The organism is Halomonas sp. G15 (assembly GCF_021282295.1).
In the GTDB taxonomy this organism is placed as follows: domain Bacteria; phylum Pseudomonadota; class Gammaproteobacteria; order Pseudomonadales; family Halomonadaceae; genus Halomonas; species Halomonas alimentaria.
The window spans coordinates 27,143-41,184 of sequence record NZ_JAJSPA010000009.1 but is presented as its reverse complement, the minus strand read 5'-3'; the positions used below and the strand labels follow the sequence as shown (position 1 = coordinate 41,184).

The 14,042-nt window shown below is 64.2% G+C and carries 20 protein-coding genes and 1 tRNA gene; 17 read left to right on the top strand and 4 right to left on the bottom strand.

Going from position 1 to position 14,042, the window contains the following annotated elements; genetic code table 11:
* Positions 1-118: 118 nt before the first annotated feature.
* The 4 genes from LWH48_RS06400 (at position 119) to LWH48_RS06385 (ending at position 2,371) form a co-directional block, all read left to right on the top strand.
* Positions 119-1,030 (top strand): LysR family transcriptional regulator, encoded by a 912-nt coding sequence (locus LWH48_RS06400; RefSeq protein WP_232911916.1) that lies wholly within the window; start codon positions 119-121, stop codon positions 1,028-1,030.
* Between the two features lie 65 nt (positions 1,031-1,095).
* On the top strand, positions 1,096-1,323 hold the full coding sequence (locus tag LWH48_RS06395) for a hypothetical protein (protein WP_232911915.1): 228 nt from the start codon (positions 1,096-1,098) through the stop codon (positions 1,321-1,323).
* 71 nt (positions 1,324-1,394) lie between these two features.
* On the top strand, positions 1,395-2,042 hold the full coding sequence (locus LWH48_RS06390) for a HEPN domain-containing protein (RefSeq protein WP_232911914.1): 648 nt from the start codon (positions 1,395-1,397) through the stop codon (positions 2,040-2,042).
* 35 nt (positions 2,043-2,077) lie between these two features.
* A complete protein-coding gene (locus tag LWH48_RS06385) occupies positions 2,078-2,371 on the top strand; it encodes a hypothetical protein (RefSeq protein WP_232911913.1) in 294 nt (97 codons plus the stop codon).
* Positions 2,372-2,395: 24 nt separating this feature from the next.
* On the opposite strand, the gene LWH48_RS06380 is transcribed toward LWH48_RS06385, so the two are convergent.
* Positions 2,396-3,292, bottom strand: a complete 897-nt coding sequence (locus tag LWH48_RS06380; protein WP_232911912.1) for a tetratricopeptide repeat protein — start codon at positions 3,290-3,292, stop codon at positions 2,396-2,398.
* Between LWH48_RS06380 and LWH48_RS06375 the strand changes: the two genes are divergently transcribed.
* The 10 genes from LWH48_RS06375 (at position 3,233) to LWH48_RS06330 (ending at position 9,175) form a co-directional block, all read left to right on the top strand.
* Positions 3,233-4,114 (top strand): hypothetical protein, encoded by an 882-nt coding sequence (locus LWH48_RS06375; RefSeq protein WP_232911911.1) that lies wholly within the window; start codon positions 3,233-3,235, stop codon positions 4,112-4,114. The two genes, LWH48_RS06380 and LWH48_RS06375, sit on opposite strands and share 60 nt — an antisense overlap.
* 776 nt (positions 4,115-4,890) lie before the next feature.
* Entirely contained in the window at positions 4,891-5,154 is a 264-nt protein-coding gene (locus tag LWH48_RS06370; protein WP_232911910.1) for a hypothetical protein, read from the top strand.
* Positions 5,139-5,693 (top strand): DNA-processing protein DprA, encoded by a 555-nt coding sequence (locus LWH48_RS06365; RefSeq protein WP_332875617.1) that lies wholly within the window; start codon positions 5,139-5,141, stop codon positions 5,691-5,693. Before LWH48_RS06370 ends, LWH48_RS06365 begins: the two co-directional genes overlap by 16 nt.
* A gap of 208 nt (positions 5,694-5,901) precedes the next feature.
* Complete coding sequence (locus tag LWH48_RS06360; protein ID WP_232911908.1) at positions 5,902-6,111, top strand: hypothetical protein; 210 nt, start codon at positions 5,902-5,904, stop codon at positions 6,109-6,111.
* A gap of 12 nt (positions 6,112-6,123) precedes the next feature.
* Positions 6,124-6,396 carry a hypothetical protein gene (locus LWH48_RS06355; RefSeq protein ID WP_232911907.1) on the top strand — a complete coding sequence of 91 codons (273 nt, stop codon included), beginning with the start codon at positions 6,124-6,126 and terminating at the stop codon, positions 6,394-6,396.
* A 230-nt stretch (positions 6,397-6,626) separates the two neighbouring features.
* Positions 6,627-7,433: a hypothetical protein gene (locus LWH48_RS06350; RefSeq protein ID WP_232911906.1), complete on the top strand. Its 807-nt coding sequence runs from the start codon at positions 6,627-6,629 to the stop codon at positions 7,431-7,433.
* 115 nt (positions 7,434-7,548) lie between these two features.
* Complete coding sequence (locus tag LWH48_RS06345; RefSeq protein ID WP_232911905.1) at positions 7,549-7,881, top strand: hypothetical protein; 333 nt, start codon at positions 7,549-7,551, stop codon at positions 7,879-7,881.
* A 47-nt stretch (positions 7,882-7,928) separates the two neighbouring features.
* Positions 7,929-8,429 (top strand): siphovirus Gp157 family protein, encoded by a 501-nt coding sequence (locus LWH48_RS06340; protein WP_232911904.1) that lies wholly within the window; start codon positions 7,929-7,931, stop codon positions 8,427-8,429.
* A gap of 49 nt (positions 8,430-8,478) precedes the next feature.
* Positions 8,479-8,922: a hypothetical protein gene (locus LWH48_RS06335; protein WP_232911903.1), complete on the top strand. Its 444-nt coding sequence runs from the start codon at positions 8,479-8,481 to the stop codon at positions 8,920-8,922.
* Positions 8,923-8,956: 34 nt separating this feature from the next.
* Positions 8,957-9,175, top strand: coding sequence for a helix-turn-helix transcriptional regulator (locus LWH48_RS06330; RefSeq protein WP_232911902.1), 219 nt, complete (start codon positions 8,957-8,959; stop codon positions 9,173-9,175).
* Here the strand turns inward: LWH48_RS06330 and LWH48_RS06325 are convergent.
* The 3 genes from LWH48_RS06325 to LWH48_RS06315 form a co-directional block, all read right to left on the bottom strand.
* Complete coding sequence (locus LWH48_RS06325) at positions 9,172-10,434, bottom strand: tyrosine-type recombinase/integrase (RefSeq protein WP_232911901.1); 1,263 nt, start codon at positions 10,432-10,434, stop codon at positions 9,172-9,174. The genes LWH48_RS06330 and LWH48_RS06325 overlap by 4 nt on opposite strands.
* A 163-nt stretch (positions 10,435-10,597) precedes the next feature.
* Positions 10,598-10,671 (bottom strand) — tRNA-Gly (locus tag LWH48_RS06320).
* Between the two features lie 363 nt (positions 10,672-11,034).
* Positions 11,035-11,442 (bottom strand): CBS domain-containing protein, encoded by a 408-nt coding sequence (locus LWH48_RS06315; RefSeq protein ID WP_023005815.1) that lies wholly within the window; start codon positions 11,440-11,442, stop codon positions 11,035-11,037.
* Positions 11,443-11,604: 162 nt separating this feature from the next.
* On the opposite strand from LWH48_RS06315, the gene LWH48_RS06310 reads away from it, so the two are divergent.
* The 3 genes from LWH48_RS06310 to LWH48_RS06300 all read left to right on the top strand — a co-directional run bounded on the left by LWH48_RS06310 (position 11,605) and on the right by LWH48_RS06300 (position 14,041).
* Entirely contained in the window at positions 11,605-12,114 is a 510-nt protein-coding gene (locus LWH48_RS06310; protein WP_232911900.1) for a YqaE/Pmp3 family membrane protein, read from the top strand.
* Between the two features lie 74 nt (positions 12,115-12,188).
* Positions 12,189-13,058, top strand: a complete 870-nt coding sequence (locus tag LWH48_RS06305) for a carboxylate/amino acid/amine transporter (RefSeq protein ID WP_232911899.1) — start codon at positions 12,189-12,191, stop codon at positions 13,056-13,058.
* A gap of 65 nt (positions 13,059-13,123) precedes the next feature.
* Complete coding sequence (locus LWH48_RS06300; protein ID WP_161432487.1) at positions 13,124-14,041, top strand: NAD(+) kinase; 918 nt, start codon at positions 13,124-13,126, stop codon at positions 14,039-14,041.
* The last annotated feature ends 1 nt before the right edge of the window (position 14,042 follow it).

The following is a 14,042-nucleotide window of genomic DNA, read 5'->3' as shown; positions in this document are numbered from 1 at the left end:
TACTTATCTGTGATGCGCTGTCTTTAGCAGCGCTCGGTGACGCTTCATGTTATATCTGAATATCAATCTGTTAGCCGCAACCTTATAGCTGTACTTTCATACCGGAGAGGTATAATTCATGGAACTGAGGCAACTTCTCTACTTCACTGCCGTCGCGGAAGAGCGCAGCTTCAGCCGTGCGGCGGAGAAGCTCAATATCTCCCAGCCACCACTCAGCCGTCAGGTTCAGCAACTTGAGGACGAGTTGGGCGTTCGGCTGCTTGATCGGGGGAGGCCGCTTACACTGACACCAGCGGGTAAGTTTTTTTTCGAGCACGTAGCAGACATGCTGCAGCGGTTCGAAGACGTGCGCAGCCGGACACGGCTTCTCGGGCGCGAGAAGCAGGCGCGCATCAGTGTTGGCTTCGTCGCATCTACACTCTACGACCAGCTGCCGGAACTGCTACGTAGGTTGCGTCTCGCCGAGCCCGATGTGGAACTCGAACTCCACGAGATGACGACGCCAGAGCAGGTTGCCGCGCTTTGTTCGGGACGTATCGACGTTGCTTTCGGTCGGCTGCACTTCGACGACGACACTATTTCAATGGAAGTGATCCACAAGGACCGCCTACTTCTAGCCCTTCCCAGACAGCACTTCCTGACTTCACGCGACGAAATAAGCCTCCGCGACATTGCTGCGCAGCCCCTGATCCTCGGCCAACGTTTGCCGCGGCCGAGCTATACCGATCTGGTGATGCGGTACTTCCACGACCAAGGCCTGAGACCGGTCATCGCCTTTGAAGTAAGAGACCTACAGACCGCTCTCGGACTGGTCGGAGCAAATGCCGGAGTCTCCTTGATTCCGGCTGCCGCCCGTAGAATCGCACGGGATGATGTCGTCTTTCGCGAGATCTCCGAGTCCGGTCTCGAAGTGCCAGTCCTTATGGGATACCGGAAAGGCGAGACGAATCCGATGCTTGTTCGGATAAAAGCGCTTATTAGGGATTTCGATGGTTGGATAGAACCAGAGTTTGATCGCAAAATTAAATGAGTGATGGCCAATGGCTCATAACGCGGCAGAGCGCATAGGTATGCCCTGGAGCTTGGAGTTGGTTTGTGCCCTTCGCCCATATCGGCGTCGACCGCGAGGACCGCGAGGACCGCGAGCTGAAGCTGGCCATGACCGCCCCACGCTCGGTGTCGCCGTACTGGCGGCAGCTGCGTGACGAACGCTTCTACCGCGGCAAGTGGGCCGACCGCCGACGCGGCAGCCGTTACGTGCTAGTCAGTGGCTACGAGGTGGGCGCGAACAAGACCGTGGGCGTGGAGGCGGTGGACGACTGAACCGCTCCGGCAAGGGGCGGGATCATGCGCCATACTCTCGTGACACCCACGATCTCAAGGAGGAGGCCGTCATGTGGATGACCCACACGCATCTGAAGGCTCGCCAGCGGACCGAGCGCCACCAGCACGCCGAGGGTATTGGCCTGCGCATCCACCGGGCATTGAGCTGGCTGCTGCGTTCGGAGCTGTGCGATGACGACGACGGCCGCTTCATCTTCCTGTGGATCGCCTTCAACGCCGCCTACGCCAACGACCTGGGTGAGATGCGCGTACCCGAGAGCCGCCTGCTGGGGGAGTTCCTGCAGCGCCTGAGCCAGCTGGATAATCACGACTATCTCTACCAGCTGGTGTGGAGCCGCTACCCCGGGGCGATCCGCGTGCTGCTCGACAATCGCTATGTCTTCCAGTCCTACTGGGATCACCAGAACGGCCTTCCCGGCAGCGAGGACTGGGAGGTACGCTTTGCCTCGGCCCGCCAAGCGGCACATGCGGCCCTGGCCAATCACGACACCGGCACGGTGCTGAGCATCGTCTTCCAGCGGCTCTATACACTGCGCAACCAGCTGATCCACGGCGGGGCCACCTGGGGCAGCTCGGTGAACCGCGAGCAGCTGCGCGACGCCAACAACATCATGGGCGAGGTGGTGCCGGCCATCATCGCCATCCTGCTGGACAACGCCCACCGTCACTGGGGCGATGCCTGCTATCCGGTCCGGTGAGTTTGCCGCCATCCATGCTTATTGAGGAGCAAAGCATGAATTTGGCCATCATCGACGACGACTTCATGGTCTGCACCGACTGCCTGATGATCATCGCCAACGACGATGCCACCGGGCTGGACTACTCGCTGGGTGAGGATGAGGCCGAGGCCCGTGAACGGGAGATTCGCGAGGCAATCGCCGAGATCCAGCGTGAGCAGGGGCAGATCGCGGTAGGTGATAGCGACAAGGACGACGTGTTCTCCGCGGGCCCCTGCGCCTGCTGCGGCACGCGGCTGGCGGGAGCGCGGCACCACTGCGTGATCCTGGGAAGCGACCGGGAGTGGTGAGCTCCCGGCCGGCGAGGCTGCGCCTTACTTGCCCGCCATGGCCCTGGCGGCGTCGTACTCGGCATCGAGGCCGGACTGGGTGTCCAGCGACGGATCGATCTGCTTCAGGCCGACGTGCATCATCGACAGCAGCTGCAGGCCAGAGAAATCACCGTCCAGGCTCTTGAGCGTGTAGCGCTTGTCCGGGTCATTGATGGAGAGACCACTCTCGCCCAGCTTGGCGATCTCAAAGACCACCTTCGCCAGCTCCTGCTGTTCCATGTTCCCGAAGGTCTCGAAGGCGCCGGTCATGTACATCACCGCGTCCATGCGCAGGCCGCCATCGGCCTTCTCCTTCATGGAGCCCTGGGCCAGGCGGCTCAGTGCCTTCTTGGCCTCGGTGGCGATCGGTGAGTTCGGCTCCAGCTCGATGATGCGCTGGTAGATGCCGATGACCTGCTCGTGGTTCTGTGGGCCCAGCTCCTCCAGGTTCAGCGCCAGGCCGTACAGGGTGCCGACATCCTTGGGGTTGGCGGCCAGGGCGCGTTCGAAGTACGGCTTGGCATCTTCATGCTTGCCGCGCTTGGCCAGCAGACCGGCCAGGTTGCGGTTGATCCACAGGTCGTCAGGTAGCTTGGCAGCCGCATCGCACAGGGTGCTCTCGGCCTTGGCAAGCTCACCGAGCTTCACGTAGGAGAAACCCAACGCCGCATAGGCATGGGCGTAGTCGGGCTCGGCCTCGATGCACGCCTTGAGCGGAGCCACCGACTCCTCGACGCGCCCCATCTCCGACAGGCAGACGCCGTAGTTGTAGAGGATCTCAGGGTCGTCGGTCATCTCGGCCATGATCTCGAGCGCCGGCAGGGCATCTTCGAGGAAGCGATGCTCGAGCAGGCCCAGGACGTACTGCTTGGGCTCGACGCCCTCCTGCGGCACCGCCACCCCCAACACATGCCCATCCTGGACGACGATCGCCGCGGTGTAGCCCTTGGCGGCTTACTGCAGCGTGATTGTCTGCAGGACGGCATCCTCGAAGCCCGGGTCATCTCGCGGCGGCAGACCGTCGAGCTTGATGTCGTCGAGGCTGCGTTTGAAGATCTCGGGGGCTTGCGGCATTGCGTCACCTGCGGGCGTCGATTGAGTGTTGCCGCCAATGGTACCAAGGATTACCTGCCTTGTTGGCTGCATCCTTTGCCGGTCAGGTCTCGTTGCCGTCCAGCAGCTCGGATGAGCGTTGCTATGCTGACAGAGGTCACTGGCAAGGAGGCTGACATCATGGCGCTGATTCAAGATCAGGCCCGCCGGGCCTGGCAGCTGTGTGAGCAGGGTCACTCGATCGAAGAGATCGCGGAACACTTTTCCTGCACCCCGCAGGCCGTCGAGCGGTGGTTGCTGGTCCGGGAGGAGATCGCACGCCAGCAGCATGAAAAGCCCTGGTGGGATGGCCTTGATGGCACGACGGTTTCCATCCTCCGCTACGCTGGTATCCGCAGCCGTGCCGATCTGGTGAAAGTGTGGGAGAGCGGTGATATCGAGGATGGTCGGATCCATGGCGTCGGCCCCAGGCGGCAGCTGGAGATACGTCGGTGGCTGGCGGCCACTCGTGAGCATGGGGAGGTCTACCCACCAAAAGCCATGCTGATTGAGCTGCCTGTAGAGGCAGAGGACGCTCTGTTGACGCTGGAACGGAAAACAAAGCATTCCAGATCCGACATCATCAGTGATCTGTTGCTGCGCGCCGTGAAGGACATGAAGAAGTCGTGATGCTCGGTGAGTGCACCCCGGACCAACGGCTCCTCCTGAGACTGGGCGCCCCCGCCGGCTCGTTCCTCGCCCGCGGGCCGGGCTGCTCCGGGCTTCGGCCCTTCGGGCTGGCTTCGCCACCCTGCGCATCCCTGGCGCTCTTGCGCTCCGCGCGCTGACGGCTCCGCCTGTTCGTTCCTCACACGCTCCGCCTCGACGGGGCCGGCTCGTGCCTCGCCCGCCCCTTTAACCCCGCGTGCCGGCTGACGCCCGCACACTCTGGTTCGGCCAGCGCTTCGCGCACGCCTCACCCAACCCCATGCTCCGGCGCAAGCTCGTTCCTCGCTCGCGCCTGCGCATACCCAACCCCAACCCCAACCCAAATCCAAACCCCATGAAGGCCGGGCGCAAGCGCCCGCTTGTCATTGCCCGGCTGCCTACCGCCAGGCGTGGCAGCGGGGTCTCCGCCTGAGTGAACCCCAAGATGAAGGTCAACCCCGCGCCTCGCCGGCGGGGCATCCGGGGGCCGGTCCGCCAACCCCCGCGGTCCGGCCCCCGGTGGGGGCAGCGTGGGCGCTTCGTTACGGCAAGCGGCAAATCGGAACCCCGCGCCAACCCCCGCGCGGGGCCCCCGCGATTTGCCGCTTGTCCTTCACTCTCGCGCGGCGCCATTTCTTCTAATATGTTGTTTTAACTGGAAAAATATCCATTATGTACTATACTTTTATACAGTACAAGAAGGGTTGAGGTGGGTCATGTCGTTCGTCAGTGGTGGTGTCGCGTATGGGGGCGGTGTAGTGCAACAGCGCTGCGCCGGTGGCTGGGTGTGGGCGCAGCGCATGGCGCGCCGGGGCAGCAACCCGGCACCGGCCTGCGTGTGCATCCCGGTGCCGTCACGGGCCCAGGCGGTGGCCGCCTGGTGGGTGCTGCGCCGTCAAGGCTGGCAGGCCTGGCCTCGGCCAGGCAAGCGCACCGGGGCAACGGCCGAGGTCAAGCTGGTCGTGCCGCCTGGCTGGTCGCTCGCGCAGCTGCGTAGGTCACTGGCGTGGTTGGCTGCATAGCCATTGTGGGCGGGCGGCAGGTGCCGTCCGCCGTTGTTGAGCAGGTCGCCGAGGTGGCCTGCATGCTTGTGGTGCGTGGCCATTCCCTGGTCACGGGGTGCGCCACCGGTGCGGATCGCGCCGCCATAGCGTCGGCACTAGCCGGGCGGGTGCCGTTGGCATCGCTCCAGGTGCTGGCGGCTTTTGGTCCAGGCGGTGAAGGGGCATGCCAGGTATCGGCGGTTGCCAGCGTGCGGGCCATTGCGTCAAGCGGTGGGTGCGTCATCTGGTGGGCTGGCGGCGGCCCGAGTGTTCCCGTGCGCGCTCGCCTGGCCGAGCGTGCCGCTCGGGTGGTGGCCACCGCCTCGGCGGGCCTGGTGGCCTTCCAGCCAGGAACTGGGAGCTGGCGGGCCTGCCGTCTCGCCGTGCGGCGCGGCCTGCCGGTGGTGGTGTTCGGCCAGGTGCTCGAACCGCTTGGGGCCGGCAGGTGGATGCCCTGTCCGGGTGGCGGCATCTGGTCACAAGCCTGGCTGTGGTGCCCGGCTCCCTCCTTGTTCTGAGTAATCCTTGGTGCGCTATCTCGCAGCCCAATTGTCGGCAATTTCCTACAAAAAAACATGTCGTTTTGACATTTATTCCCCTGGAAATATGTCGCTCTTGGTCTACTATGTCAATATGACATTTAATATGTCATCGCGATTTTTTTCGGCAGGTTCGTGCGCGTTAAAGGGAAAAGCCGGTGTATTCATTACAAAAGGGGGTGTGATCATGTCACACAAGTTCATCACAACAGACGAGGCGCTGCACCGCGCCTGCCTGCGCCGCGAACTGGCAGCCTATGAGCAGGCGGTGGTCGAACAGGCCCGCGGCATCGTCAACGGCCAGTCGGCGGCCATGCCCAGCCATGAGCACCTGCGCGTGCTGCTGCAGTGGCTCGATGGCCAGGCTACCGGCGCTCGTCCGCGGGTCGTCCACTGAGGAGGGCACACCATGGCCAATCCGCATCTTTTCGACAGTGACATCGACTACCGGCGTGCCGGCATGACTGCAGCGGCACTCAAGGTCGAGGCATTCGACGAGGGCGACGAGAGCGCCATCGAGAGTTTCACCGCCTATCTGGAAGCCCGCGGCCTGCTGGTCGAGATCGTCCATTCCTGGGGTCTGGCGCATCAGCGTCAGCTCGAGGAGTGGGCGAGGGCAGCAGCCTGGGATGAGGAACAGCTGGCGGGAGAAGACAAGGCCGAACGGCTCGGCCTGATGTGATTGCGCCCCGGTGTGAGGGCACCAGGGCGCAGGTAAAGCATGATCCGAAGCGAGGACCACTGAAATGAAGAATAAGTATATCTCTCCGGAATGGCAAGCGCGCCAGGATTGGCGCGAAGAGGGCGTCTTCCGCCCTGGCCAGCTCAGCGGCAAGGATGCGAAATGCTACCGGCGCGAGGCCAAGCGCATTCTCCGTGAGTGGAGCGCGCTCGGGAACGAGGGGCTCCGTCATGTCGGAACTCATTGAACAACAACGCGACGAGTCGGCAGCCCAGCGGCTGCCGGCCACCACCGCCGTCTCCCCCCTGGATCTGCCGGCCGAGGTGTTCCGCTCTGGCCTCGACCGCCGCGGCCAGAACCGCCGGGCGCTGATGGAGTGGGTGCGCGGGGCGCTGGTGGAGGGCGTCGACTTCGGCCGCATCCCCACCCGCCGTGGGCCCAGCAAACCGAGCCTGTGGAAACCGGGCGCCGAGAAGATCTGCGGCATGCTGGGCGTCACCATCCACTACCCGACGCTGGGAGACTACGAGCAGGCCGCGCTGCACGGCGTGGGCCTGGTGCACGTCATCCTGCGCTGCGAGATCCACGATGCCGGCGGCAACGTCGTCGCCGATGGCGTCGGGGCGCGCAGTCTGAAGCAGGACGGCGGCGACCTGAACAAGAGCCTCAAGATGGCCGCCAAGAGTGCGCATATCGACGCCACGCTGCGCATGGCGGGGCTCTCCGAGGTGTTCACCCAGGATCTGGAGGACATGAGTCATGGGCAAAACCTGGAAGAAGCGACCCGAAACCCGCGCCAAGGTGCGCCGCAAGGTCGAGTACCGCCGGCGCGTGCAGCAACAGCGCCGCAAGGCCGCATCAGCGAGGCCCAGCACAAGCGCCTCGAGGCCCGGATTTCTCGGCTGAACCTGGATCCTGAGCGGGTCAAATCGTGGCTGGCCCGGGCCAGCCATGGGCGCGTGCGCTCCTTTCAGGAGCTCACCCCAGCGCTCTATCAGCGCCTTGATGCACGTCTCGACCAGTGGGCGGCGCAATGATCGCCATCTCCGCAAGCCTCACCGTGCCGGCCGCGCTGCAGCTGGCACGCCGGCTGGGATGCGTGATCGTGGTTCGCGCCGGGACTCCTTATCTCTCACGCCAGGAGCTTCAACGATGAGCGCACATCTCACCCATGACCTCGCCATCAAGACCGGCGAGTACCAGGACCAGCAAGGCCAGACCAAGGGCCGCTGGCTGAAGATTGGCAGTGTGTTCCGTCACGACGACGGCGGCACCTCCATCAAGCTCGATGCCGTGCCCGTGGGCCTGCCCGAGTGGCAGGGCTGGGTCAGCGTGTTTCCCCGCGACCAGCAGGCCGGGCAGGGCAGGGCACCGCAGGCGGGCCACCGTCGCCAGATGAATGGCCATGCCCCAGCGCCACAGGCCCAAATGCCGCCGCAGCCTGGCGCCTACCAGGACTTCGACGACGAAATCCCTTTTGACTGAGCCCCGCCCGTCCGCCATCCGGCGGGCGGGGCCAAGGAGTCATCACAATGACGCTCCCCACTCTCTACGAGATCCGCCAGGACTACCTTGAGGCCCTCGAGGCGCTCTCCGACCCCGAGCTCGACCTGCCAGCGGAGGCGATTGCCGATACCCTGGAAGGCCTCGAGGGCCAGCTGCAGGAGAAGGCCGTCAATGTCGCCGCCTTCCTGCGCCACCTCGAGACCACGGCCGAGGCGATCAAAGAGGCCGAGGCCCGCATGGCCCAGCGCCGCCGCGCCATCGAGAACCGGTCGGCGGGCCTGCGCGAGTACCTCAAGCAGAGCATGCTGGCCACCGGCATCAGCCGTATCGAGTCACCCTGGTTCGAGCTGGCCATCCGCAAGAACCCGCCGGCGGTGGAGATCGACGACGAGGCCCGGCTGCCGGACGAGTTCAAGCGCGAGGTCACCACCATCAAGGTCGACCGTGCCGCGCTCAAGGCGGCGCTCAAGGATCACGACATACCGGGTGCCCACCTGGCGACCGGCACCCGGCTGGCGATCCGTTGACCATCCACAGGACACCGGGGCGGCCTACCGCCCCGGCAGGAGGCTCGAGATGAACGCTCGACTCGAACACATCATTGCCACTCTGCGCCGTGGGGTGGGTCCGGCGGAAGAGGCTGACTTGGTCGGTGTGCTGAGCACCGGAGAGCGCTGCTTCGTGGCTCTGTGCGCCCGGCGCCCCGACCTTCTGCCTGCCGCCTACGCCAATCCGGTGGAGGCCTGGCACCGGCTCGACAGCGACTGGCAGCGCGGCGTCTGCCGCCACAACGACTGGCCGGAATCCTGGGCAAGCACCACCCGCCTCGAGATCGCCGTCGACCTTCACCGCTTGCGGATGGCGCTGGATGCCGCCGGTATTCCTGCCAGCACGCTGTCGGGCGTCGATGCCATCGCCGAGCGACTGCAGTACCTCATCGAGGAGCGCGACGGGCTGCGCTTGCAGATAGAAGGCGCTTTTGGAAAAGGCCGGTCAGTTCGCTTTGCTGGCAGGCCTTGAAGCATCGACTCGTAGGAACATGGAGGGAGAAGTGATGATTCCAGAGAAAGAAGACCTGGGTATCGTGTTTCTGCCGACCAGCAAGGTGGCCGAGAAGGTCGGTCGCACCCGCCAGGCTCTCTATGTGCTGCGGCAGACAGATCCGACCTTCCCCAAGCCGATCACCATGAGCGAAGGCCGCCAGGCGCGCCTCTACTGGGTCAAGCAGGAGGTCGAAGCATGGCAGAACCAGCAGATGTCCAGCAGGCACTAGCGATGCTTGACCTTGGCGTCGAAGGCTTCCTGCTGTTCGTCGGTCATACCCAGCTCGAGCGCGTCGAGATAGTCGCAGTACCACTGCATCATCCCGGCGCGCCATTTCAGATAGTTGGCCTTGTTGTAGGTGCCCTCCATGCCGGGCAGCTTGTGAGCCAGCTGGATCTCGGTCCAGTCGCTCGGCCAGCCATGCTCGGAAAGCAGCGTCTTGGCCGTGTGACGGGAACCGTGCCCCGTCATGCGGCCCTGGTAGCCGATCTTCTTGAAGCAGGTGTTGATAGCGGCATCGGAGATCACTGGCAGCTTGCTGCCGTCACCTGGAAACAGGTACCGGTTATCGCCAGTGAGTTCGCGAAGCTCCTTGAGCAGTTGCACGACCTGGGTCGGAAGCGTGACGACATGGTCCCGGCGCATCTTCATCTTGTCGGCGCCGATCACCCACAACTTCTTTCGGAAGTCGATCTCTTCCCACTCGGCGAAGCGCACCATGCCAGGGCGCGAAGCAGTGTAGACCACCATCCACGCCGCCGAGAGCACGACCTGGCGGCTGGACGAGGCCCGCAAGGCACGCAGGAAGTCGGGGAGCTCAGATTCCAGCAAGTAAGGGTAGGAGCTGGCGGAGGGGGCCACCGCCGCGACATCCAGGAGATTGCTGGCCGGATTGTTCTCAGTCCGGTCATGGGCGATGGCGTAGCCGAAGATCTGGTTGAGCCAGACGCGACTCTTCTTCGCCGTGTTGTAGGCCTTACGGTCCTCAATCCTCTTTTGGAGGTCACGGCAATGTGCGCGAGTGATTTGATCAATCGGATGATTGCCCAAAGTTGGCAGGGCATCGTTGTCGAGCCACAACCGAATACCGTACAGCGTCTTGGGTGCTCGCCCCAGCTGTTGTTTGCGCTCGTACCACTCTTCGGCCGTAACCCGGAACAGGTTGGCTTCGGCCTCCTGCTCAAGCTGTTGTTGCTCTTTGCGGTGCTTCACCGGGTCGATGCCCTGCTGAACCAAGGCGAATGCCTCGTCGGCTCGCTTACGTGCCAGCTTGGCGGACACATCAGGGTAGGAGCCCAGCCCCATCCAGCCCCAGCGGCCATTGTCCGGCTTCTTGAACCGCATCTCCCAGCGCTTGCGTCCGCTCGGGCTGACGACGAAGTACAGACGATCGCGGCCGAAGGACTCCCGATATTCCTTTTCTTCGGGCTCCAGGCTGGCCAGGACGGTATCCGCGAGAGGGCGGCGTTTGATGTCGGTACGCTTCATTCTTGTATGGCGAGTGGTGTGTATGGGCGAAACATACACCATTCCATACACGAGGCAATACCATACACGATGACGTCTATTGACGTTGCTAGACAGCTTTTTGAGAGGGATCAGGGTGTTGCGAGGAATGTGTGTCGCAGGATGACGCTTGATGACATTCAGTTGGAGCGGGTGAAGGGAATCGAACCCTCGTCTTAAGCTTGGGAAGCTTCTGCTCTACCATTGAGCTACACCCGCGATACCGAATCGATAGTAAAACCAACCGCTTAGCCATGCAAGCCCGAGCCGGTGGTTTTTCCGGGATGGCGGCGTGGCGGCGCCAAGCGGCTGTTTTACCAAGGGCTATTCCCGGCGAGGCAAGAAAAATTCGGTTGTGTCGCGAACTTTTTCTCCAGCCGCTGTCTGATCCTGTACAGCCAGTCGCAATAGCAGTCGCTAACACTGTTGCCCCACTGGCAGTTTCGATCGCATCTTGGCCGCCTCCTTCGAGGCGGCCTTCTTTTTTTCGGGAGACGAGTCAGGGCCGGGCGGTTGGCGACAACGCGCTCGCCCCGTCGACTGACGGGGCGAGCAAGTGGGGGGGGGCGAGGTCGTCGCCGCTCAGCGGTGGCGCATGCGCAGGATGGCGTTGAGCACGTCGCGGCGGGTCACGATGCCCACCAGCCGGTTCTGCTCCACGACCGGGTAGACCTTGGGCTTGTTGCCGAGCATCTCCTGGGCCAGGTCGGTGATGCTTTTGGTGGGGGATACCGAGAGCACCTCGTGGCGCATCAGGTCGCTGACCAGCGGTGGTTCGTCGTTGAGGTAGGCACTCTCCAGCACCTTGCCCATCACGTCCTGCTCGGAGATGAAGCCGATCAGGTGGTCGTGGTCGTCGACCACCGGGACGCCGGGCAGCCGGTGCAGCGAGAGGCCTTCGGCCAGCGTCGAGACCGAGGTCTTGCCGGTGACCCGGTAGCAGTCGCGGGACATGATCTCACGCACGATGGTGGGGGCCTTGTTGGGCATGAAGGGTCTCCTTGTGCTGGTTTGCCCTTAGCATAGCCGACCATGGCGGCTTGTCCGCCTCGCTCCGGCGGGCGGCTTCAACGCTCGGCGGCGTCTGTGGAACCCGGCGCGCCATCACCCCCTCCAAGTTCTCACCATTCCTTGATCCTCCGGAGCCCGCCCATGGATGCACGCGAATACCTCGCCAGACAGGGGATCGACGGCGAACGCGATCGTGAACGCCCCAATACCCTGGAGGAGAAGGCCTGGGCCCGTGCCCGGGAGGCCGGCGATCATCGCCCCCGGGCCGGCACGCCCCATGACTGGGAAGAGTGGGAGCGCTACCACGACGATCTGGCCGAGGGCGCCGAGTCGATCACCCAGAAGATTGACCGTGAGGCCCATCGCCGGGCCCTGGAGCACGAGAGGGCCGCCCGCGCTGATACCGCTGTCGGCATCGTTACGCCGAGAGGGGAGAGTGACAGGCGCTCCACTCCCGCGGTGTCGGGCACTGTTCACGAGGAGCCGCCAAAACTGCGCCTGGCACTCAAGCTGCTCGCGGTCCTGCTGCCGCCCCTGGCCCTTGGTCTGGCCGGACAGACGGCTCGCCGGGTGCTGATTGCCGTGGCATTGACCCTGCTGGGCTGGATACCCGGCGTGGTATACGCCTGGCGACGGCTCTCGAGCCCCTGAGGCGCGAGCCTCTTGGCAGTGGGGTGGCGCTCCCTGTAAGCTTGGTAAACCTTCTTTTGAATTGAGGTTTACCGATGGGCTTCCTGGTTGGTGTGACCGTCCTGTGGGCGTTCTCCTTCTCGCTGATCGGCGTCTACCTGGCCGGCCAGGTGGACAGCTACTTTGCGGTGCTGATGCGTGTCGGGCTGGCGGCACTGGTCTTCCTGCCCTTCCTGCGCCCACGGCTGTTGAAAGGACGGCAGCGCTGGCTGCTGATGGGGTTGGGGGCGGTGCAGCTGGGCGTGATGTACCTGTTCTTCTACCAGTCATTCCTGCTGCTGTCGGTGCCGGAGGTGCTGCTGTTCACCATCTTCACGCCGATCTATATCACCCTGCTCGACGATGCGCTGTTCGGCCGCTTCACCCCCTTCTACCTGGCCACCGCGGCGCTGGCGGTGCTGGGTGCCGCGGTGATCCGCTACGCCGATGTGGACAGCGGCTTCTGGCTGGGCTTCCTGGTGGTACAGGGTGCCAACCTCTGTTTCGCCCTGGGGCAGGTGGGTTACCGGCGTCTGTCGGCCGAGCTTCCCGACGCGTTACCGCGCCACAGCGTGTTCGCCTGGTTCTATCTAGGGGCCCTGTTGGTGGCGGTACCTGCCTTCGCACTCCTCGGTAACGCCGCCGCGCTGCCCACCACCGGCGTGCAGTGGGGGGTGTTGCTGTGGCTGGGCCTGGTGGCCTCGGGCCTGGGCTACTTCCTGTGGAACCTCGGTGCCGTGCGGGTGGATGCCGGCGCGCTGGCGATCATGAACAACGCGCTGATTCCGGCCGGGCTGGTGGTCAACCTGGTGATCTGGAACCGCGATGCCGACCTCGCCCGCCTGGGGCTCGGTGGCGCCATCATCCTGGCGGCCCTGCTGCTCAACGAGTGGTGGGTGCGTCGGCGCTCGGTGGAAGCGGCCTGAGGTCCGGTTTGCTCGGGACCGGGTCGCTCGCCATAATGAGCCGCTGCGATGCGAGAGGCCCCCGAATGCCATCCCAACAGAGAACACCCGAGGGGCGCGAGACGCCACCCTTCCGCAACATCGGCCTGATCGGCCGCCTGGGCAGTGCCAAGGTGGTCGAGACCCTCAAGCGGCTGATGCGCTTCCTCGATGAGCGTGGCCTGCATGTGATCGTCGAGGATCGTACCGCCACGGTGCTGCTCGACCATGGCCACCCCGAGGCCAGTCGTCGCATGCTCGGCGAACTGTGTGACCTGGTGATCGTGGTCGGCGGCGATGGCAGCCTGCTGGGCGCGGCTCGCACCTTGTGTCACAGCGGCACCCTGGTGCTTGGTGTCAATCGTGGCCGGCTGGGATTCTTGACCGATATCTCCCCCGACGAGCTGGAGGAGCGGGTGGGCGAGGTGCTCGAGGGGCGCTATGAGGTAGAGGAGCGCTTCCTGCTCGATGCCGAGCTCTACCGCGGCGACACCCTGATGGGCAGCGGCGACGCCCTCAACGAGGTGGTGCTGCACCCCGGCAAGGCGGTGCGCATGATCGAGTTCGAGCTGTTCCTCGACGGTCAGTTCGTCTACAGCCAGCGCAGCGACGGCCTGATCATCGCCACCCCCACCGGCTCCACGGCCTATTCGCTCTCCGGCGGCGGGCCGATCATGCATCCGCGGCTGGATGTGCTGACCCTGGTGCCGATGTTTCCGCACACCCTCTCGAGTCGCCCCATCGTGGTGGATGCCGGAAGCGAGATCCGCATCCATATCGGCGAGACCAACCAGACCTATCCGCATATCAGCTGCGACGGCCAGACCCGGGCGGTGGCCAAGCCCGACGACGTCCTGGTGATTCGCCGCAAGCCCCAGACGGTGCACCTGGTGCATCCGGTGGGACACAATTTCTACGAGGTCCTGCGCAGCAAGCTGGGCTGGAGCCACCGCCTGGGAGATTGAC